The sequence below is a fragment of the Flagellimonas abyssi genome, from assembly GCF_019457905.1.
Classification (GTDB): Bacteria; Bacteroidota; Bacteroidia; order Flavobacteriales; family Flavobacteriaceae; genus Flagellimonas; species Flagellimonas abyssi.
The window spans coordinates 109710-128873 of sequence record NZ_JAHZSV010000001.1; the positions used below are offsets into that span (position 1 = coordinate 109710).

Consider the following 19164-nt stretch of genomic DNA (forward strand, 5'->3'; position numbering starts at 1 on the left):
ATAAAGTATCTTTCCGTCCCTAACTTAACTCTTTATGAAGAAACTGGAATTACACTGGCAGATCCTAATTGGAATGGCAGCAGGTGTTTTGTTTGCGCTATTGATGGTTCAATTTGAATGGGGCCCAAAGATTGTATCAGATTGGGTAAAGCCGTTCGGAAATATTTTCATCAACTCCTTAAAATTAATTGCAGTGCCCTTGATTCTGGCTTCATTGATCAAAGGGGTTTCAGATTTAAAGGATATCTCCAAGCTATCCAAAATGGGGGGTAGGACCATTGGCATTTATATTATTACCACGGTTATTGCGGTTACGATAGGTTTATTGGTAGTAAATACGATCAAACCAGGAAGTTCCATTACCGAAGATACCCGAAATGAATTGGTCGAAAACTATAAAGGCGATGCGGATAATATAAAGACTGCCGCTGACAAACAGAAGGAAGCGGGACCTTTGCAGGCTTTGGAAGATTTGGTGCCAAGCAACATATTCAAGGCTGCGAGCGATAACGGTAACATGCTTCAGGTCATTTTCTTCGCTATTTTCTTTGGAATAGGTTTGATTTTGATTCCCGAAAAAACCGCAGAACCGGTCAAAAAATTCTTTGATGGCTTTAATGAGGTCATCCTCAAATTGATAGATATTATTATGTTGGCCGCACCATACGGTGTATTTGCCCTATTGGCTGCACTTGTAGTGGAATCGCCAAGTTTTGACTTGTTCAAGGCATTGGCTTGGTATTCCTTCTGTGTGGTGCTTGGTCTGGCCTTAATATTATGTGTTTACCTCTTGATTGCTTGGATTTTTACAAAAAGAAGCCCTGCTTTTTTTATGAGAGGAATGTCTCCTGCACAATTATTGGCATTTTCTACGAGTTCCAGTGCGGCGACCTTGCCCGTGACCATGGAAAGGGTCGAGGAGCATTTGGGAGTAGAGGAGGAGGTTACCAGTTTTGTACTGCCCATAGGCGCTACCATTAATATGGACGGAACCAGTTTGTACCAAGCTGTTGCCGCTGTTTTTATCGCACAGGCATTTGGTATGGACCTGAGCCTTTCCGCACAACTTGGAATTATTGTAACGGCTACGCTGGCATCTATTGGTAGTGCTGCGGTTCCCGGTGCGGGAATGGTAATGTTGGTGATCGTATTGGCACAAGCGGGTATTCCAGAAGCTGGACTTGCTTTGATTTTTGCAGTGGACAGACCTTTGGATATGTGCCGTACCGTGGTAAATGTTTCCGGAGATGCGACCGTATCCATGGTTGTGGCAAAATCAGTAGGTAAATTGGGCGAGCCGAAAGTGAGGAATTGGGACGATAATTATCAAAAGGAACAATAGAATAGATTTAAGAATTGTAAAAAAAGACCTCTTTTAAGGAGGTCTTTTTTTGTTTTAGAGCGAGATATATCTTCCTTTTGGGAATTTAACTTGAAAGGAGAAGATTTCTTTCTGGACGGATTTGGGCCCGAGTATCATGTTCCACGTTAACAAGCCTTTGCTTTCGTCGTACTTGGCATTGTTGGTACTAACATCATCCACTTTAATCTCTTTGTTCTGGGATTTTGGTATTCGGTCCATTAGCTTCAGACTGATGGGGGTATTTTTATTGTTCTTAACTTCCAAAACATATGTACGATTCACTATTCGATTGCTTCCAACAAAGGGTTTGCTTTTAAAATTTCGGTCCTGTTGCCTTGTTACGGAAATATTGTGCTCAATGCCCAAGGATAGAATCATTTCTTTTTTAGTGGTATATGGGTCTATTACCGTTTTACCAGCATAGGTTCCCTCAAAGTAGATATTGGCTTCTCCCGGTAAAAGTTGATGTTGTTCCCAATCCTTGAAACTTGCGGTGAGATAAACATTATCATTTAGAACGGGTGCGGCAAAGTATTCATAAGTGGCCGGCATTTTAAATGTATTCACCTCAATGGCGGTTATATCCCCATTTGCCAAAATAGTGTACGGCTTTTTTATGGCGAATTCTGTTTTGGTTGCTCCTTCCTGCATTTGGCTTTTTTTGGTTGTTATCACAACAACGCCATTTGCACCCCGGTTTCCATATATGGAGGAGGCATTAGTACCTTTTAAGACCTCAACGTCCTGGATTTCGTTCTCGTCCAAATCACCTTCGGTAAAATTATCAATAGGAACTCCATCAATAATATATAAGGGTTCTGGTGTACTATCAATAGATGACGCACCTCTAATGGAAATTCCTGCTGCACGACCGCTTAAGGCTCTTTCAGGAGAAACCGAACCGACTGCTGCCGTGCCGTATCCGGTTACGACAACTTCATCCAAACTTTGTGCATCTTCTTCCATACGAACATTTATAATGGAAGAGTAGATGGGCAATTCTTGCGTATGCATCCCAATGTAGGAATAGGTCAATTCTTTCCCGGAAGGTACCTCCAACGTATAATTTCCATCAAAATCCGAAGTGGTTCCCATAGAGGTTCCCTGGACTACAATATTGACACCGGGTAGGGGTGCACCGGATTCGTCCGTCACAGTTCCTGTAACTTTTTTAACGTAGGGGTTAAAAGCATATCCCTTTTTGCTTGTAGTTGCAGCATTTCTTTTGTTATAAGCACTTACAAAATTCAAATAATGTGCCTCAATAGTAGGTTTGCTGATATTATATTGAGGGTTTCCCGTGGAGAGGGAAATTTTGACGTTCTTCCAATCCTGACCCGTATTTTGGTATACGTTGCCTTTATATGCCAGAGAAATAGGAGCATTCAAACCAGAGGATTTAATATCGTAATTGGGTACCCATCCCGCGTCTTTGACCAAGTAGGATAGCGTAGCATTCAAAGTTGTGGTAATAGGTGCATCAAAAGTGATGGTGATTTCTCCCTGTGGAGTTTGGCTACCATTATTGGCTTCGGCCAGTTGTTGCCGTAAATCATTGATTTCAAGATTGAATTTATTGATATTCAGGTTGGTCTTGAATATTTCATTTTTGATTTTCGTAATTCGCTCACGATAGTAGGCACCAATTTGTTTCATACGCTCCAAATCCAATACTTGGCTGTCTCCGTTTACGATTCGATTGGAGGTAATCACCTTTTCTTCTTCTTCGAGACCAGCGATAGTATTTTTTAGCAGTGAGATTTCATACTCCAATGCCTCTATGCGGTCTTCCCATTCTTTGATTTTAGGATTGCTTGCGGATTTTTCGAGGTAATTGATGTCGTAAGCAATGGATAAAATGGAAACGTGACCCAGGCCAGAGATTTGAATGCTACTTTCATCAATTTTATGGGACAGTCCAGTAAATATTACTTCGTTGGAACCCTCATGGAGCGTACAAGAAGCTGTTCGGGTAATCTGGGCTCCATTCAGGTAAACAGTTACTTCCTTGATCTTGGAAGGGGTTTTAGTTGAGTTGGCCAATAAAAACAAGGGAGCCAATAAAAATAGGACAACTGTATTTTTCATAAGAGTCGGATATTTAATTGTTTACCCAAACCTATGATTCACATATTCCAATTAAAACCAGCAATGGTGTGAATGGGCCGATTGACTTAGGGAAAGTCGGGTTTAGATGAGTCAGTCCAAAAACTTGGCCTTTAATTCGGGCGTAGGAATCATACAAGCCTCTTGTTTTCCGAACCATTTGTAGCGATTTCGGGCCACAAAATCGTAAATGCTGTTTCTGATGGAAGTGGGTATCCATGTAAAAATTGCGGTCAGCTTCCATAATCCACCGAGGTCTTGGGCAATTTCCAAGGCGGCATCCGATTTGGTGTAGTAGGCCACACCCGGTTCAATTAGGATAATGGAATCCACCTTACTGGTGTCTATTTGACGTTGGTTCACCAATTCTTGACCGATTTCACTTTGCAATGCGGCATAACGAAACACATCCTTTTTGTCCCGTTTGATCACAAACTGGACAGAACTGTTGCACAAGTTGCAAACGCCATCGAACAAGATTATTTTTTTGTTTTCCATAATGCAGTCATTCCCTAAGAAGTGGAAAGCCAATTTCTTTTCCACAAAGATACGCAGCTTTGCCATCAAAGGCTAACGGGCCAACACAAATGCCATGGGAGGAAATCTTAATTTTCATAAAATTAGGGAATTAAGTTTAGGTTAAGTGGAGCAAAATCAATTATCTCTTTTTCCGTAACAGTTTTAAATCTGTTCCATCTTTTGGTAAATTTCTCTCTTTGAGTTCTCAAATAGTTCCCCACCAAACTCTTCGTTGTCCAAGGAGATTATCGAAATGTCTTTTATGCCCATAATTCCAAAAACGAACTTTAAATAGGTTGTTTGGAAATTCATATGTCCATTTTTTTCGTTTTCTCCATAACCTGTGTCACCACGACTTGATAGTATGAACATTTTCTTGTTTTCAAGCATACCCACATAATTTCCGTCGGGTTTACCTGAACGAAATTTCCAAGTTTCGTTGATACGCATAAGTTGGTCAATGTAAGCCTTTAGTCCGCTTGGAATGGACCAATTGTACATGGGTGTTCCCAAAACATAAACATCATGAGCTTTGAACTCTTTTACCAATGCATCGCTAAGGGCAACACCTGACTGGTTTTCTTTTGTTCTTTCACTGGGTTTGATGAATGCACTCGAAATCCATTTTTCATTTATTGGCGGTATTTCTTCCAGTCCTACTTCTCGGTATGTAAAAACATCGTTCGGGTGTTTCTTTTGCCAATTTTTTTCGAAAAGTTGTGTCAGCTTTCTACTGTGCGATCTTTCCTTTCGCACACTTGCGTTGATGATCAATACTTTGTTCATAATTCATAAATTTTTGATTACGAGACAAAATTCCGAATCCGGAAAATGAAAAAAATTGACCTAGTTCAAGATGCATCGATTTTTTTTCGAATTCTGCTTAAAAATTCAGCAGAAATGCCCAAATACGAAGCAATAAGATAGTTGGGAACTTTTTCGGCGATTTTGGGATAGTTCTCCATAAAATCCAAATAGCGTTTTTCAGCGTCGAGGGTTTTATTCAAGATGATTCTTTTCTGCAAACTTCCCAGATAATTTTCGAGGATGATTCTAAAAAAGCGTTCCAATTTTGGTAGCTGACTTAGCATTTCCTGAAAAGAACCGTGGCTGATTTGTAGCAAAGTGGTGTCCTCAATGGCTTGAATGTTGTAGATGGAAGGTTTTTGTTTTTGAAAACTTTCAATATCCGTTGCCCACCAATTTTCAATCGCAAAATATAGGATCTCTTCCTTTCCCGTTTCGGGGTTGATGTAAAAAGCCTTTAAAGCACCGTTCACCACAAAATTATCGGTGCGGCAAGTTTGCCCATTTCGCAACAGATAATCTCCTTTCTTAAGGGTTTTCTCCGTCCAAAACGTTTCTATTGAACGGGCTTCTTCGGAACTTAAGGTAATGTATTGGGATATTGATGTAATGAGTCCCTCTTTCATATATATTGTTGCTGTGGGTAGCTGTTATCTGTAATTGTTTGGGTTTTCGAAAACCAGTTACTCCGTTATTTCAATCCAATTGCCCTCTGGGTCGGCAATAACACTTTCGTAATAGCCATCGCCAGTGGTTCTGGGTTCTCCGATGACCTTAAATCCATTTTTGCGGATGGTTTCGGTAAGGGCATCCACTTTTTCTTTTGAACCCACGGATATGGCAAAATGGGTGAGGCCAAGTTGGGCGTCCCTGTTATCCATGAATTCTGAAATATCGGGCCTGTGCATTAATTCGATGCGTGCGCCTTTTTTAAAGGAGAGGAAATAGGAACTGAACTTTTTCTTTGGATTGTAATATTTTTCGTTGGCTTCCAATTCGAAAAAGCGCAGATAAAAATCTCTCATTTTTTCTAGATCTGAAGTCCAAATAGCAATATGTTCAATTTTCATTATGCTTCTTTTCTTAAAAGTAGGGAATTTAGTTTAGGGGAGGAGGGAAACAATGAATTGTGGTCAGTGTTGTAAACAGTTATTTTATTTTTTTCACTTGGAGTACAATTCCTGATTCAGGTATTTTCAGATAAGACTTTTTGTCCTTAATAAAGTGTTGAAATCCGATAATAGTATAGTCATCCTCTTCTGTACCCACCATAATCCAGTCCAAATCTTTACTGTATCTCCATTTTGTGCCCATTGTCATTTCGATTAAATCTTTGGCAAACTCACCTTCGCTTTTTAAGTCTATTTTGAAGTTACCATTAGAATTGAAATCAATTGAGCCGCCAAGGAATATTTGAGAGAGCTCATATTCATCTGAAACCGCTTGGTCAGGACCTTTGGAGAAGGATTCAACTACTTCCCACTTTCCAACAAATGAGTTATTAGAGCTGTCTTGGCCATAAGCTATTTGAGTTAGAAAAATAAGAATGATAATTTTTTTCATAATTGTTTACAACGGTCTGGGCTATGATTTCGACCTTTGGTTATTTATTTTCTTAAAAATAGGGAATTTAGTTTAAGGAGGTAGGGGACGATGGATTATGGCCATTGGTTGTAACCCTCCCTAAATGGAATAAAATCGTTGTCATTTCGAACCGACCGAAGGGAGTGTGAGAAATCTGAAGAAGCAAAAGAGATTTCTCAATCGTCGCAGTGCTCCTCATGTCGAAATGACAATGAACGGTGTAAACCAAGTGGGACACAAGATACAATCTTGCGGTAGCAGGGAATTTTAGTTTAGGGGAGGAGGGGTAATGGATTATTGCCAATGTTATCTTCTATTATTTGAAAATATAGTTTCACTGAAATCAGTGAACTTTGATATTTCGCCATCATATTTATTTTTTGTAATACCGCCTTTTACGACATTCTCTCTATGAAATTTAGGTCCTGTATTTATGTAAATTGAAAATCCAATATCAGATCTTTCCATGAATTCTTTTTTATTTTCATTCTTAAGAATATAATTATTCTCATAAAGGTGAGTGTCATTGTTTTCAATTGCTTGAAAATATTTCGTCATTGAAAACCCACCATTTTGAGAACTATAGATATATTTTTCCATAAAGTCAACTGTGAAATCTAATTCCCCAATAAACTGATTTATATAGAATCCCATAAAAATTGGTCTATTAATTTTATCATAATATCTTATTCTAAAAGCATTTTGAAGTATGTCCAAGAAAATAGAATCAAATTCTTCGGTCACATCATTATTTAATTTACTTAATAGTTTTTTGAGTGATTCAAATCTGTCTAAATGATAATGATAGTGCTCTTTTTTTTTGAGATTTAAAACAATTATTGCTTTAAGATATTTTTCAACTGAGGTACTAGCAAGTGTTAATCCTTGAACTAATAAATGTTTATTAAGTAATACACGAGCAGCAATATAATCTCTATAACCAAGATCTATTAAAGCACTTCCTTTATTTATCTTTTCAAAATATGAAATCGAGTCTTTCATAATAATTGTATGTAGCGGCCTCGGCTATACGTGTCTAGTTTTTTAAACGTAGGGAATTTGGTTTAGGGGAGAAGACAAGCAATTACTTATAGCATTGTTGTGTGTAGTTATTTCATTCCGATACTTATCAACATATCTCCTAAATAAGTCAAACTTCGGTCATTTACATCCGGTTTTCTGTCTTTGTTCATTTCCTTGGCTTTTTCGTAGATGTTAACCAAATCCTGCGTAATAAGTCCGCTAGTATATAATTCATCATTTATTCTTCCGTTCACTCTTAGACCTTCAGAATTATTTTTTAGCCAAACCAAATCATAATAGAATAATCTTTTGACAATATGAGCAAGTCTTAAATATGTTTCATAATCTATTTTTTCCTCAATAACCGCTTTGAATAATTTTCCGAGTATTTCAGGTTTTCCATCACTCTCAATTTTCTCTAAAAGTTCAAATATCATTTCTCCAACACTACTTTGATATTTTCTAGAATTGTTTATTTCGTCAATCTTTTTTATCCTCTGTTCCTGGGGAATTGTATGAAGTTCAAATAGAAATTTATAGATTTTTTTTGCAGATAGGTATTTGTTGATTGAGTTACCAAATTTCACGGCTCCAACTATTCCTCCAACTAATGGTAAATCCTGTAATACTCCTTCATCCATTATTCCATCGATAGCTACTTCGGCAAAATCTTTGGAAAGTGAAGGCAAATCTGAATCTTTAATTACTAATTCAAGTTTTTTGTTTGGATTTTCTGGTTTTTCCATAATTAATGGCAACTCGTTTATATAAAAACAAAATACATCTCTATACCCCCAAATGGGAATATTAGTGCTGCTTTCGACTATTAGCTTTCTAATTTCACCGAAATTTCCCTCAAAACCAATAGGTTAAAATCAAAACTTTTCAAGATTTATTAACCAATAATTTTAAAATGTATATTTGCTTCGTCAACACATTTTAATAATCTCGCAATGCGAAAATTTCAAAATCGGTTTAAACAGAAAAAACTGGGAAGGCATACGGGTGTAAGTCCCGAGACCTATCTGAGCATTGCTTGGAATGTGTTGACGGTGACCTTCCCTTTTTGTTTCATTAATAACCTACTTACTTATGTCAACACAAGATGGTCAAAAAAGCTGCCCATATTGCAGTAGCGCCAATGCGCAAAGCGTTCCCAAAATTTCCCAAATGCTCAGCCCGGCACAAATCCAATTGCTGGACTACGCCGATGCCTTGGATGGCCCCGATTTGGTACAATCCCTAAAACTGCTGCACGATATTGCCGTGTATCACTCCACCGAACCTATTGATGAGGAAGAAAAGGATGCACTCTTCAGCGTAAAAGGGCTGTGGGAGTGTATTGAGTGGATTATTGGTGAGGGGGGTGATGGGTAAAGGGTGAAGGGTAAAAGGTGAAAGGTTAAGGGGGGAGGGCCTTTTACGGCCCTCTTTCCTTTTGTTTTATGCTGCGTTTACTCTGTAATTATCTTTAAATGCTCCTTGGAGCCCGTCATTTGCCAATGTCCCAACGAAATCGGGATGTTGCCAATGCTGTTCAGCGTATCAAAAAAGTCCTTTGGGGCAAAGGGCTCGCCCTGTAGCTCTTTTTGTCGGGCATAATCGGCCAAGGCGGCTTCCAATAAATATTTACCGGTAATATAGCTAGATCCATACCCCGGTTGGCGCAAATAGAGGTGTTGCTCAAAAATGAGCAGTTCCTTTTCGGTCTTCATCCAACCACGCGGGGTGTATTCACTGTGGATGCCTCCGGCCTCTTCCATGGTCATTTCGTTGGCGTGGGCGTACAATGAGCCCAAACCTCTGGCCGCACGCTGCGCGATCATTATGTATACGATTTCTTTGGTTCTTGGGCTATCGTTGTACAGACCGGCCTGCATAAACATTTCTTCCACGGCCGTGGCGGTACCTTCGTTCCGGGAATCCCAAATATTGTACAATAACGGACCTTTCCGTATTTCACTTTTATGGGGCTCCAAATCCATGCGCGCCAGCTCAAACCAATGGTAAAAATGGGAGTAGAGGGGCCGGGCATCATAATGCTCCCCGATAGCGAAGAAATTCCGTTTTGCCTTGGGGACAAATTCGCCCAAATGCTCGCGTAGGGCAGGGTCGAAATACGGTTTTACGGTAACAATGTCCTGTTGCTCCAAAAAGTTCATCAGGCTTTTAGCGGATGCATCGGCCATTTTATCATAAGCCTCTGGAGAATCTGCATCCACCAGTTCCGGCAGGTTCCTGTTGTTGTGTTCCACCAATTTTAAGGAGGTCCATGCACGGGCGAGTTCCCGTTTTAGGATCATGACTTCGTCTTCCCAAGTCAACGGCACCAAGTGTACATTTTGTAGATACCAGGTGTAATTGTCCTTGCCAATGCCCGATGGACCGGTTTTTGACTCGGATTCGGTCTCCAACCAACTAACAAGGTCGTTGGTGGAGGCAATGGCCTCGTCGATTACGGCAACCAATTCGGTATCGTTGGTAACGGCATCGTTTTCTTTTAACTCGGTAAGCACTTCGCTCTGGTTTTTGATGTCACGGATTCCTGTGACCCATAACTCACGAGCGTTCCCTGTCAAGTTTTGCTTGGCTTGGGTATAGAAAGGGGCAATCACTTTTAAATCGGACAGAAGTCTGGAACGTTCCTCTGTGGATAAAGGAAAATTATAGGACCAGAGTTCCGTGGTGCCATGGTTGGTGGGTCCTTCGTGGGCGGGCACATCGCTTTTGGCAGTCCAGACCACTTTGTAAAAAGCAGGATCGCGAACCCAAGGTTGTAAAACGCGCTGGTTGAAGTCGTAGCCGTTCATTTCGGCCCAAACGATCATCCAATCCACTTGGTTTTCCACGGACCAATTGGTGGTGTCGATGGCCTGTAGTTTGGATTGCAGTTCTTTGAATGTTGGCCAACGCTTTTCGAAGGTTTCGGCAGTATAATCCGGAGCTCCGTCCAATATCGGAGGATTTTCGAACGTTCGCCATTCCTTAAATAAGGCTACTAAATCTTGATAATCGTTGGAAGTGAAATTTTCGGTTTTGGTCGGGGTTTCTGTGGCGTTCTCTTTCTTTTCGGTTTGACAGCTCATCAAACATAAGAAGAGGAGGGGCAGGATAAAGTTGGTTGTTTTCAAGTGGTCGATTTTATTAGCTTCCAAGTTCGTTGAAATATCTTTGAAAAACAAAAGCTCAGTGCAATGGTTTTGCAGGTACTTTTAGATAGCAACAACTAGAATGAACAAATGACTTTATAACGTATTTAGGAAAGTGGACAAATCGGTATCCTTTTCCAATCCCAACTTCTTTTTTAATCTGTACTTGGACTTGAGGATGCTATCCGGAAGTACATTTAAAGTTGCTGCTATTTCCTTAGTAGTCAGGTTCATGCGCAGGAAGGCGGCCAAGCGGATTTCCTTTTCGGAGATGTCGGGGTAAATTGTTTTGAGTTTTTGGTCAAAGTCGTTATGGACCTCGGAAAAGTACGTTTTGAAGACTTCCCAATCCTTATCGGAGGCATTTTCTTTTTTGAGCAGCATTACCATACGCCTAAACTCCATTTTAAACTTTTCCGGGGAATTTTTAATGTTCTCCAAGTTCTCCATCAACTCTTGGATAAAGGTGTTCTTTTGCACTAAATGCAGGGTCTGACTGGTGAGTTCCTTTTTCTTGTGGGCTATTTCCTGCTTGTATATCTCCTCTTGCTTCTCGCGTTCAACTTTATTTTTCTTTATTCTTTGTCGGTAACCGAATACCAATAATCCGGAGAGGGCCAGGGCAGAGGCCATGCCCCCGGCATAAAGTCCTTTGGTGAGTTTGTCCACTTTGGCTTTTGCGTTCAAGGTGTTGATTTCCTCTTCTTGCAGGGCAATTTCAGCTTCTTTTTTCTCGGTTTCATAAATGGTTTTTAGTTCTTCGATTTGTTGGGACTTTTTACTGTTGAAAATACTATCGTTGATAATTTGGTACGTTTTTAGGTCCGTCATGGCATTGGTGTATTTGCCCAAGCTTTCATTGATCTCGCTACGTTCCTTGTAAGATTCTCCTAGAATGGATGCCGCACCAATACCTTCGGCCATCTCAATTACGCGGTTCATTTTATTAAGCGCTTCAGTAAACTCTTTGGCTTTATAATCAACTTTTGCCAACTCTTTGAGTGTGGAGGCCATGTCCAATTTTATTCCAGTGCCCTCAGCCTCCTGATACGACGCTTTGAGCAATGCCCTCGCATCATTTAACTGTCCTTTTTTAGCATAGATCCGACCCAAATCCCGCAAGGCAGTGGACAGTGCAGATTTTACGCCCATTTCTTTTGCCAAGGCCATGGAAGTTCTTTGGTATTCCTCTGCTTTTTGCATATTTCCGAGCGCTTCTGCGGCCAGCCCGGAATAGTTTGCCGCGTAGGATTGGTAAACCTTATCGCCTTCATCCCGATAAATGGCAAATGCCTCCTCTTCATAGGTAAGGGATGCGTCAAAATTTCCAAGTTTGTATTCAATCTGTCCTAATTGCAATAGGGCATCGCCCTTTCGTACCTGGTCTCCCACCTCTTCAAAAAAACGTAGCGCATTCAAGGTTTCATTTAGTGCCAAGGTATAATTGCCCTTGTCCATGTAGACACTCCCCAAAACCTCATATTCTGCTCCGATCAAGTTGAATTCCTTTAAATCTGTAGTATCCCGGTTCTTATCATTATATAGACCAATGTTTCTTTGGGTAATTTCAATGGCCTTATCGTAGTTTCCTTTTTCTCGTTCAATTCCGGCCAAGGAATGGTTGGCGAAAATTTGCCCTCTGATGGACTCTATTTCCTTGAACTTGGTCAAAGCGAGATTATAATAATAAGTAGCAGAGTCATTCTCTGTACGGTTGGAAAAATAATTTCCGAATTGAAGATACCCGTTGCCAACCCCTTTTTTGTAGTCCAGTTTTTTTGAAAGGTCAAATGCTTGTTGGGCATAGTCCCGGGCCAGATCAGGGTCCGAGAACATCATCCTTTCGTGTATCCTGGAAAGTACTTGGGCTTTTTCAATGCTTTCTGGAAGTTGCTCGGCATGATTGATCAAACTATCCAATTCTTTTTCCCGGCCTTGTGCGTTGATGGATAGGCAAAAACAGGAAAATAAACTTAAAATAATGATACTGTGTTTCACGAGGTTATGGCTTTTATACTTTCTAAAGTAGTAAATAATCCAGAGCGCTGTAACTGTCCAATTGCAGTGTCAGGACCATTTTGTCCATTCATTGTCCATGGTATAGAATAAATCGTACAAATATGAAATACAATTAATTGCTTAAAAATCAATTGATTGTATTCTATTTGAAAATCTTCGGTACTATTACTGTCCATGCTCTCCAACTCACTTTGTTTCCTTGGTTGTCCATACTTTGTCCATGTCCATAAATAGGTTGGTGGCGGTTTGAGGTCTAATTTCGACAGCGTTGAACCCATAAAACCAAATAGTTATGAAATCAATTCTTAAAAAAATCAGCTTATGGACACTGTTGATATGGTCCATGGCATTATGCATTGCTGTTTCGTGCAGCAAGGATGAAGGTACAGACCCTCCTATTGACAATGGGGGTGAAAACGGCGGCGAAAACGGTGGTGAAAATGGCGGTGAGGAAAATGATGACCTCGAGGCCATCAATGCATACGTTGAAAATCTATCGTATAGTTCCGATGAACTTTTGAATGTTCAGGATACGGGAGGAGGTGCCACGGAACGTACCGTAACCAATGATAATACAACAAACACGGGGCCTACCTTGGGAGAGAGCTTTGAATGTAGGACACAGGACTACAATTTGGAGTCCAATTTTGATGATGTGGCCATTTTGCGTCCGACCAATGGCATTGTATTCCCTGGAGCTTTGGTCGTTGGAAACCAAGGCATGTTGGATGGCGCTCCAGATCCTTTGACATTAGGTCGGGCACCAGTTACTCTACGGCTGGATCTACCCGGTATTGGATCACAAGGGAATATTGTGGTGGATAATCCCACAAACTCATCGGTACAGTCAAGTATTGATGATGCCTTGGAGTGGTGGAACGCCAATGCGTACCAAGAGGGTTATGTGAACGCTTCCAATTCTTCCTATCAAGCATCTACTTCATACTCTTCCAAACAATTTAGTTTGGATGTTGGCCTGAATGTGGAATGGGCCACGGGATCATTGGCTTCCCAATTTGATTATGAAAGCTCAACGGAGAAGCGATACGCCGGGGTAGTGTTTAAACAAGTTTTCTATACTGTAACTATGGACACCCCAAGCTCTCCGGGCAGTGTTTTTGACAACTCGGTAACCCAAGCCGATGTTGCTTCTGCCATGGATTCCGATACGCCTCCAGCCTATGTAAGTTCCGTTTCGTACGGGCGTATCATTATGGTGCGTATGGAAACTACCAATACCAATACGTCCATTGAGTTGGATGCAGTGTTGGAATATGCCGGTGGTGTGAGCGGTGTAGGAACGGTGAACTCTGACTACGATGAAATCTTGAAAACGTCCAACATAACAGTGGTTACCATTGGCGGAAATGCGGAAGCAGCCTCCGAAGCCATCAATTTAGCGGATATTGAATCGGGCTATGGTTCCTTGAACAGTGTAATTACAGGAGAGAATGCAGTGTATAGTAGAGAAAATCCAGGAGTGCCCATTGCCTATACTATCCGATACTTAAAGGACAATACGTTGGCCAAAATGGGGTACACCACAGATTATCGGGTGGAAAGTTGCCAAACATTTAGGTATGACCATGCCAGTGTCGATGTAGACAACAATTCAATTTTTGATGTTCGTTACAGGTTTGTTTATAAGACCGCTGGTACAAACAATACGGTTATTGGCGGCTACCATACGGTAAACAATGGACAACGTTCCGTAAAAAGCCCACCTGACGGAGCGCACGATGTGGAAGTGGAATTCCAGTTTCAGGATGCTTTTGTTTGGAGAGCATTGGGCAGTCCACGGTCTTACGGATATCTGAGCAGTCAAAAATGTTTTGAAGTCACCAATAATTTTATTCTTCAGATTACACTATCACCAATTAGCTGTAATTAAATAGTGCTGACAGTCGGCCGCTCAAGTGGGGTTCAACCATTTGATGCCGGCTGTTTTTTATTCCCGCGAAGGCGGGAATCCATGAGGCAGGTCTTTTTTGTCATTTAGAACCGACAGGAGGGAGTGTGAGAAGTCTAGATTTCTCAATCATCGTTTCGTTCTCCTTATCTAAATGACCCTAACATTGCTTTTTCTCATTGAGCACCAGGTGCGGAATCCATTTTGGTTTTGGAACTGTTCGTATTAGTTGTTGGTTGACATAAAACCATACTTATCCCAATTATTTGGAAATTCGTTGGTTATTTCAAGTTTGTTTGAAGTGATCGTAGGTTTCACCCTTATTATTTTTACCGTGTCTGTTATAACAACTTTATGAGTACTCCGCATATTTACCACGTCAAGATGCCTGATATTAAAAACATGATTGCCATTTTCGAGTTTTACGATGACAAAGTCCTTGGCTTTTAATTGCCCTAGATTTTTATCATCTAGTACGATGTTGAGTCTAGCGGTGTTGTCACCCGTGTGAAGAATATTTGCATCATTGTAAATCAAAACTTTTCCTTTGCCCAAGCTTTCCGAAGAAATATCCTCTTTCTCCATTCTCAATAGGGCGTGTTCACTGGAAATTGGCTTTAATGCGCAAGAAGATAAAATCAGCATCAGAGCAAATAAGATGATAGGTCGGGTTGGTTTCATGAGGTTGAATTTTGTCTTTGGTTGATAAAGATAAGAAGATGGTTTCTTTCCGACATTAAACGGTAAACTTCAAAACAATCCCAACGGCCAACCATACATAGCAAACCATCGCTATCCATTTCAATGTTTTTTCCATCAACGGACTTTTTGGCGCCATTTCCTTATGGTGTTTCACACTTTTCCATTTAAAGAAGCCAAAGTAGACCATCAATCCAGACAGCACCACAAAGGCCAAATTCAAGAAAAAAGTATAATCAATAGCAAAGTGTTGTTGATCCGTAATACTTTTATCCTTGCCTTGTGGAATCAAATTGAAAATATCAAAGCCATAGTGTAGTATCAGGGACGCGGCAATCAAGGACGTAAACAGTAGGAACAGGATAAAGAGCGACATTTTCCATCCGTAATATTTTGCATTGATACGCAATACAGGAAAAACGACCAAATCGCTAAAAATAAAGGCCATGACACCTGCAAAACTAACCCCTTTGCCATACAGCAGCGCGGCGAGCGGGATATTTCCCATGGACCCGATAAACGTTAAAAACGCAGCAACGGGACCAACGATTACATGTTCCAATAGTGTGAAAAAACCAAAGGATTGTTGACCCTGGCCTGTATTGATAAAAAGTGTTTGAAAAAAGGAATCGGGAACAAAAGCGGCAACAATTCCTGCGATGGTGAAACCTACGGTGACATCTTTCCAGACCATTTTCCACTCCATGCCATATTGTTTGCCCACTTTGGCCCAATTTTCATGTGATTTGATTTTTTCAGACAAGGATTTTTTATCCGCATGGTCTTCACTGGATTCATCGAGTCGTTTTCGCGCGTTCTCGATCATTTTTTTTGGATTGATGATGCGTATCAGGAGCCAACTGCACAAGATCAACAATATCCCGCCGACATATTCACCGACTACGAACTGCCACCCCAAAAAGATGGATATGATAATTCCCAGTTCGATGACCAAATTGGTGGATGCCAGTAAAAACGCAATGGAAGAAACAAAGCTTGCTCCCTTTTTAAACAATGATTTGGAGGTGGCGAGCGCAGAAAAACTACAAGAACTGCTGATAAACCCAAAAAAGGTTCCCAGCAGTACGCTTTTCCTTCCTTTGTCGCCCATCATGTTCTGCATTCTTTTTTCTGTGACAAAGACTTGGATCATGGAGCTTATTAAATAACCCAATGCAAATGCCCATAATGCCATCCAAAAAAAGCCTAAAGAAGTGTAAGCTGCTTCGCCCCATTCATTCAAAAACTGATTCATGTAACAAGCTATTTGATGTTTTAACTATAAAAAGTGAGCTCCTATAAGTTCAGGGATTTTTGGGCCAATTCAAAATAATCTATTATTCAACTTTCTGGATGACTTGACCTTTGGGGTGATAAACTAAAAAAGGCCGCGTGTTGGCGGCCTTTTTGCTAATTGTGTATTTGGTTTATACATCTAGCATTTCCCAGCCTTCACGGTAGGTACGGGTAACAAACTGGTTGGCATCATCAAAATTGGTGATTTCCATGTTGTCGCCGTCCCAAAGCAATTTTTTACGGCCATAAAATTCCATATTGCCCTCGGCATTTTCCTTGCGCAACATATAACTGCGTATCGCCAAGTTGCCCATGAGTACGGTTTCCGTCATAGGTCCGGCATAGTCAAAGGAAGACGTAAGGTCTAGGTGTTCGGTACTTCCGAACCCGGCTTTACAGGCATCCACCCATTTACGTTGGTGACCGTATTCAGGCTCTGGCATTTCCTCTACCTCTGGTCCAAATTCGGTAACACCATTGCTCATGTACAATTTTGGAGTCAGTGGCGAACTATCGTTGATGTTCGTAGAAATTACCCCATGCTCTCCATGGATCAACACCCCGTTTTGACTTCCTGGCCCTCCGATATCGCTATCCGCAGGTATAATCTCTGGGTGCGAAGGTCGAATTCCGCCATCGCTCCAAGTCATGGTCAACGGAGCCCCGGTCTTGTCGGTAGCTTCGTAGTTCAGTGTAATAAATGATGATGGTGGACAACCTTCTGGATGGTAATCAGGGTTCCACATTTGGGAGAATACGGTTCCTACGCTACATTCGGCCGCTGTTGGATATTTAAGTTTCAGGGTTCGGTAAGGAATGTCGATCAAGTGGCATCCTACATCGCCCAAAGCCCCTGTTCCGTAGTCCCACCAACCTCTCCAGTTGAACGGATGCAGGTTTGGCGTATACGGTTTCATGGGTGCTGGGCCTAACCATAGGTCCCAGTTCAAATCGTTCGGTTTGCTGGAGGGGTCCGGTTCTGGCATGGCATTACCTTGTGGCCAAACAGGACGGTTGGTCCAAATTTCAACTTTTGTGATTCTGCCCAGTGCTCCGGAATCCACCCATTTTTGCACCATGCCCAATAACGGGTTGGACGCTCCTTGGTTCCCCATTTGGGTCACTATTTTTTTATCACGGGCCATTTGGGTGAGCATACGTGCCTCGCGGATGTTGTGCGTCATCGGTTTTTGTACATACACGTGCTTGCCGCGCTGCATGGCATAAGCTGCAGCCGGACCGTGAACGTGGTCGGGCGTACTGATGGTAACCGCATCGATATCCTTCATGGTATCGAGCATTTCACGATAATCGCTAAAGAGCTTTGCCTTGGGAAAACGCTCTACCGACCTCTTGGCCGATCCGGAAAAATCGACATCACAAAGGGCCACTACATTTTCACGCCCATTTACGGAGGCGTTGGCAATATCGCTGGCTCCTTTGCCACCTGCACCAATGGCAGCGATGTTCAAACGGTCGCTGGGGGCCAAAAAGCCCGGACCGCCCAGCACATGCCGGGGCACAATAAAAATGCTGGACGCCAGCGCGGTGTTTTTCACAAAATTTCTTCTGCTTTGGGAATTGGTTGTTTTTTTCATTTTTTCGTTATACGATGTTTAGTTTCTAATTGCTAAACAAGATAGGAAAAAATGAACTGAACGCTCGGAGGGATTTTGTGATATGTGTAAAATGGGGATGGCGTTATTGGCCGTGATTAACAAAAGTGTGCGGAATTTAGCACGTGGAGTGGTCAACTTGTTGTTTTGTTGTTCGGAGTTATAAATTATTATTTTCCTCTGAAAATCGCATATTGGCTCCCTTAAGCACTGTTAGCTGTAGTTTATGCTTCTAAATCTTTCATTTGACTTGCAAAAAATATTTTCTCAATATCTTCAAGGTTAGGAAGATTTTGTCCTTCATTCAAGAATCCAAAAATTACATTGCAATATAAATTCAAATATTTTCCAAAATTATGTTCTGAATAATTACAAGAATACATCAATATTGAATTGGCTATTAATATTGAATTTTTCAAGATATTTAATTTTCTAAATTCTGGTGTTGGATTTTTGCTTACTAACCTTAACGCATCCCAATAACCTTCATCTGCTCTTGGATGAATAAAGGAAGAGCCCAAATCATATCCCAACTTATATAAGAATGTTAAATTTAATTCTTTAGCGAAATCTTCTAATTTTGGTTCAACCCAATCAATTTTTTCCAATTTTAGTTTTTGATATTTTTTTACTTGTTCAGGGCTATCTTTTAGATATTTCTTCGTGGTAGAATCATTGAATTCTGAATTACTTCTAGCGTTATTTCTAGACTCGTATGTCTTGATATATGACCAATCTTTAAATTCTTGATATTTGTCCTTCTTTTCTAAATATTCTAAATAAAAATATCTTTCAATCAACATTCTATATAATGCCATTGCTTCGCCTTCTTGATTTGCGGAGATAAGTATTGAAATACTATTTAATAAAGAATTAGACTTTGCTATAAAATTTCTTCTAATATTTTCCTTAGTTCCAGATGTATTATTTTCAAAAACTAGAATTACAAATTTTGTCAGTTTGATAAAGGAAACGACAATTTTATCTAATTCTTCTTTTTGAAATTTGTCTTTTGTCATAAATCAACGCTAATGTTATAAAGATGCTTCGTTTCAATGATTTATATCAACCGAT

Annotated in this window: 17 protein-coding genes; 3 read left to right on the forward strand and 14 right to left on the reverse strand. The window is 40.6% G+C overall.

Annotated features, from left to right (window positions below):
• Positions 1–34: 34 nt before the first annotated feature.
• Positions 35–1342, forward strand: a complete 1308-nt coding sequence (locus K1F36_RS00465; protein ID WP_220112042.1) for a dicarboxylate/amino acid:cation symporter — start codon at positions 35–37, stop codon at positions 1340–1342.
• A 54-nt stretch (positions 1343–1396) separates the two neighbouring features.
• Here the strand turns inward: K1F36_RS00465 and K1F36_RS00470 are convergent, their stop codons facing one another.
• From K1F36_RS00470 to K1F36_RS00505, 8 genes are all read right to left on the reverse strand, one after another.
• Complete coding sequence (locus K1F36_RS00470) at positions 1397–3451, reverse strand: DUF4139 domain-containing protein (protein WP_220112043.1); 2055 nt, start codon at positions 3449–3451, stop codon at positions 1397–1399.
• Between the two features lie 111 nt (positions 3452–3562).
• Positions 3563–3967 (reverse strand): thiol-disulfide oxidoreductase DCC family protein, encoded by a 405-nt coding sequence (locus tag K1F36_RS00475; RefSeq protein ID WP_220112044.1) that lies wholly within the window; start codon positions 3965–3967, stop codon positions 3563–3565.
• Between the two features lie 183 nt (positions 3968–4150).
• Complete coding sequence (locus tag K1F36_RS00480; protein ID WP_220112045.1) at positions 4151–4774, reverse strand: FMN-dependent NADH-azoreductase; 624 nt, start codon at positions 4772–4774, stop codon at positions 4151–4153.
• 65 nt (positions 4775–4839) lie between these two features.
• Positions 4840–5421, reverse strand: coding sequence for a Crp/Fnr family transcriptional regulator (locus K1F36_RS00485; protein ID WP_220112046.1), 582 nt, complete (start codon positions 5419–5421; stop codon positions 4840–4842).
• Positions 5422–5478: 57 nt separating this feature from the next.
• Positions 5479–5865, reverse strand: coding sequence for a VOC family protein (locus K1F36_RS00490; RefSeq protein ID WP_220112047.1), 387 nt, complete (start codon positions 5863–5865; stop codon positions 5479–5481).
• A 79-nt stretch (positions 5866–5944) separates the two neighbouring features.
• Complete coding sequence (locus K1F36_RS00495; RefSeq protein WP_220112048.1) at positions 5945–6358, reverse strand: hypothetical protein; 414 nt, start codon at positions 6356–6358, stop codon at positions 5945–5947.
• Positions 6359–6685: 327 nt separating this feature from the next.
• On the reverse strand, positions 6686–7381 hold the full coding sequence (locus K1F36_RS00500; protein WP_220112049.1) for a HEPN domain-containing protein: 696 nt from the start codon (positions 7379–7381) through the stop codon (positions 6686–6688).
• Positions 7382–7488: 107 nt separating this feature from the next.
• A complete protein-coding gene (locus tag K1F36_RS00505; protein WP_220112050.1) occupies positions 7489–8148 on the reverse strand; it encodes a lyase family protein in 660 nt (219 codons plus the stop codon).
• Positions 8149–8494: 346 nt separating this feature from the next.
• Here K1F36_RS00505 and K1F36_RS00510 point away from each other — a divergent pair, with 346 nt between their 5' ends.
• Positions 8495–8779: a hypothetical protein gene (locus tag K1F36_RS00510; RefSeq protein ID WP_220112051.1), complete on the forward strand. Its 285-nt coding sequence runs from the start codon at positions 8495–8497 to the stop codon at positions 8777–8779.
• 77 nt (positions 8780–8856) lie between these two features.
• Here the strand turns inward: K1F36_RS00510 and K1F36_RS00515 are convergent, their stop codons facing one another.
• Together K1F36_RS00515 and K1F36_RS00520 are read right to left on the reverse strand one after the other, a co-directional pair.
• Positions 8857–10533 carry a hypothetical protein gene (locus K1F36_RS00515; protein WP_220112052.1) on the reverse strand — a complete coding sequence of 559 codons (1677 nt, stop codon included), beginning with the start codon at positions 10531–10533 and terminating at the stop codon, positions 8857–8859.
• 114 nt (positions 10534–10647) lie between these two features.
• Entirely contained in the window at positions 10648–12549 is a 1902-nt protein-coding gene (locus K1F36_RS00520) for a tetratricopeptide repeat protein (protein ID WP_220112053.1), read from the reverse strand.
• 313 nt (positions 12550–12862) lie between these two features.
• Here K1F36_RS00520 and K1F36_RS00525 point away from each other — a divergent pair, with 313 nt between their 5' ends.
• Positions 12863–14461 carry a thiol-activated cytolysin family protein gene (locus K1F36_RS00525; protein ID WP_220112054.1) on the forward strand — a complete coding sequence of 533 codons (1599 nt, stop codon included), beginning with the start codon at positions 12863–12865 and terminating at the stop codon, positions 14459–14461.
• Between the two features lie 243 nt (positions 14462–14704).
• On the opposite strand, the gene K1F36_RS00530 is transcribed toward K1F36_RS00525, so the two are convergent.
• The 4 genes from K1F36_RS00530 to K1F36_RS00545 form a co-directional block, all read right to left on the reverse strand.
• Positions 14705–15160 (reverse strand): hypothetical protein, encoded by a 456-nt coding sequence (locus tag K1F36_RS00530; protein ID WP_220112055.1) that lies wholly within the window; start codon positions 15158–15160, stop codon positions 14705–14707.
• 55 nt (positions 15161–15215) lie between these two features.
• Entirely contained in the window at positions 15216–16433 is a 1218-nt protein-coding gene (locus K1F36_RS00535) for a permease (protein WP_220112056.1), read from the reverse strand.
• Between the two features lie 172 nt (positions 16434–16605).
• Positions 16606–18072, reverse strand: a complete 1467-nt coding sequence (locus tag K1F36_RS00540; protein WP_220112057.1) for a Gfo/Idh/MocA family protein — start codon at positions 18070–18072, stop codon at positions 16606–16608.
• Positions 18073–18314: 242 nt separating this feature from the next.
• The gene (locus tag K1F36_RS00545) at positions 18315–19109 is read right to left on the reverse strand and encodes a DUF5677 domain-containing protein (RefSeq protein WP_220112058.1); all 795 of its coding nucleotides are present in this window, start codon (positions 19107–19109) and stop codon (positions 18315–18317) included.
• Between the last annotated feature and the right edge of the window lie 55 nt (positions 19110–19164).

Excerpts from the sequence above, each read along its gene's own strand:
- K1F36_RS00465 (WP_220112042.1), top strand. The coding sequence starts at position 35 with ATGAAGAAACTGGAATTACACTGGCAGATCCTAATTGGAATGGCAGCA.
- K1F36_RS00470 (WP_220112043.1), bottom strand. The coding sequence starts at position 3,451 with ATGAAAAATACAGTTGTCCTATTTTTATTGGCTCCCTTGTTTTTATTG.
- K1F36_RS00475 (WP_220112044.1), bottom strand. The coding sequence starts at position 3,967 with ATGGAAAACAAAAAAATAATCTTGTTCGATGGCGTTTGCAACTTGTGC.
- K1F36_RS00480 (WP_220112045.1), bottom strand. The coding sequence starts at position 4,774 with ATGAACAAAGTATTGATCATCAACGCAAGTGTGCGAAAGGAAAGATCG.
- K1F36_RS00485 (WP_220112046.1), bottom strand. The coding sequence starts at position 5,421 with ATGAAAGAGGGACTCATTACATCAATATCCCAATACATTACCTTAAGT.
- K1F36_RS00490 (WP_220112047.1), bottom strand. The coding sequence starts at position 5,865 with ATGAAAATTGAACATATTGCTATTTGGACTTCAGATCTAGAAAAAATG.
- K1F36_RS00495 (WP_220112048.1), bottom strand. The coding sequence starts at position 6,358 with ATGAAAAAAATTATCATTCTTATTTTTCTAACTCAAATAGCTTATGGC.
- K1F36_RS00500 (WP_220112049.1), bottom strand. The coding sequence starts at position 7,381 with ATGAAAGACTCGATTTCATATTTTGAAAAGATAAATAAAGGAAGTGCT.
- K1F36_RS00505 (WP_220112050.1), bottom strand. The coding sequence starts at position 8,148 with ATGGAAAAACCAGAAAATCCAAACAAAAAACTTGAATTAGTAATTAAA.
- K1F36_RS00510 (WP_220112051.1), top strand. The coding sequence starts at position 8,495 with ATGTCAACACAAGATGGTCAAAAAAGCTGCCCATATTGCAGTAGCGCC.
- K1F36_RS00525 (WP_220112054.1), top strand. The coding sequence starts at position 12,863 with ATGAAATCAATTCTTAAAAAAATCAGCTTATGGACACTGTTGATATGG.
- K1F36_RS00530 (WP_220112055.1), bottom strand. The coding sequence starts at position 15,160 with ATGAAACCAACCCGACCTATCATCTTATTTGCTCTGATGCTGATTTTA.
- K1F36_RS00535 (WP_220112056.1), bottom strand. The coding sequence starts at position 16,433 with ATGAATCAGTTTTTGAATGAATGGGGCGAAGCAGCTTACACTTCTTTA.
- K1F36_RS00540 (WP_220112057.1), bottom strand. The coding sequence starts at position 18,072 with ATGAAAAAAACAACCAATTCCCAAAGCAGAAGAAATTTTGTGAAAAAC.
- K1F36_RS00545 (WP_220112058.1), bottom strand. The coding sequence starts at position 19,109 with ATGACAAAAGACAAATTTCAAAAAGAAGAATTAGATAAAATTGTCGTT.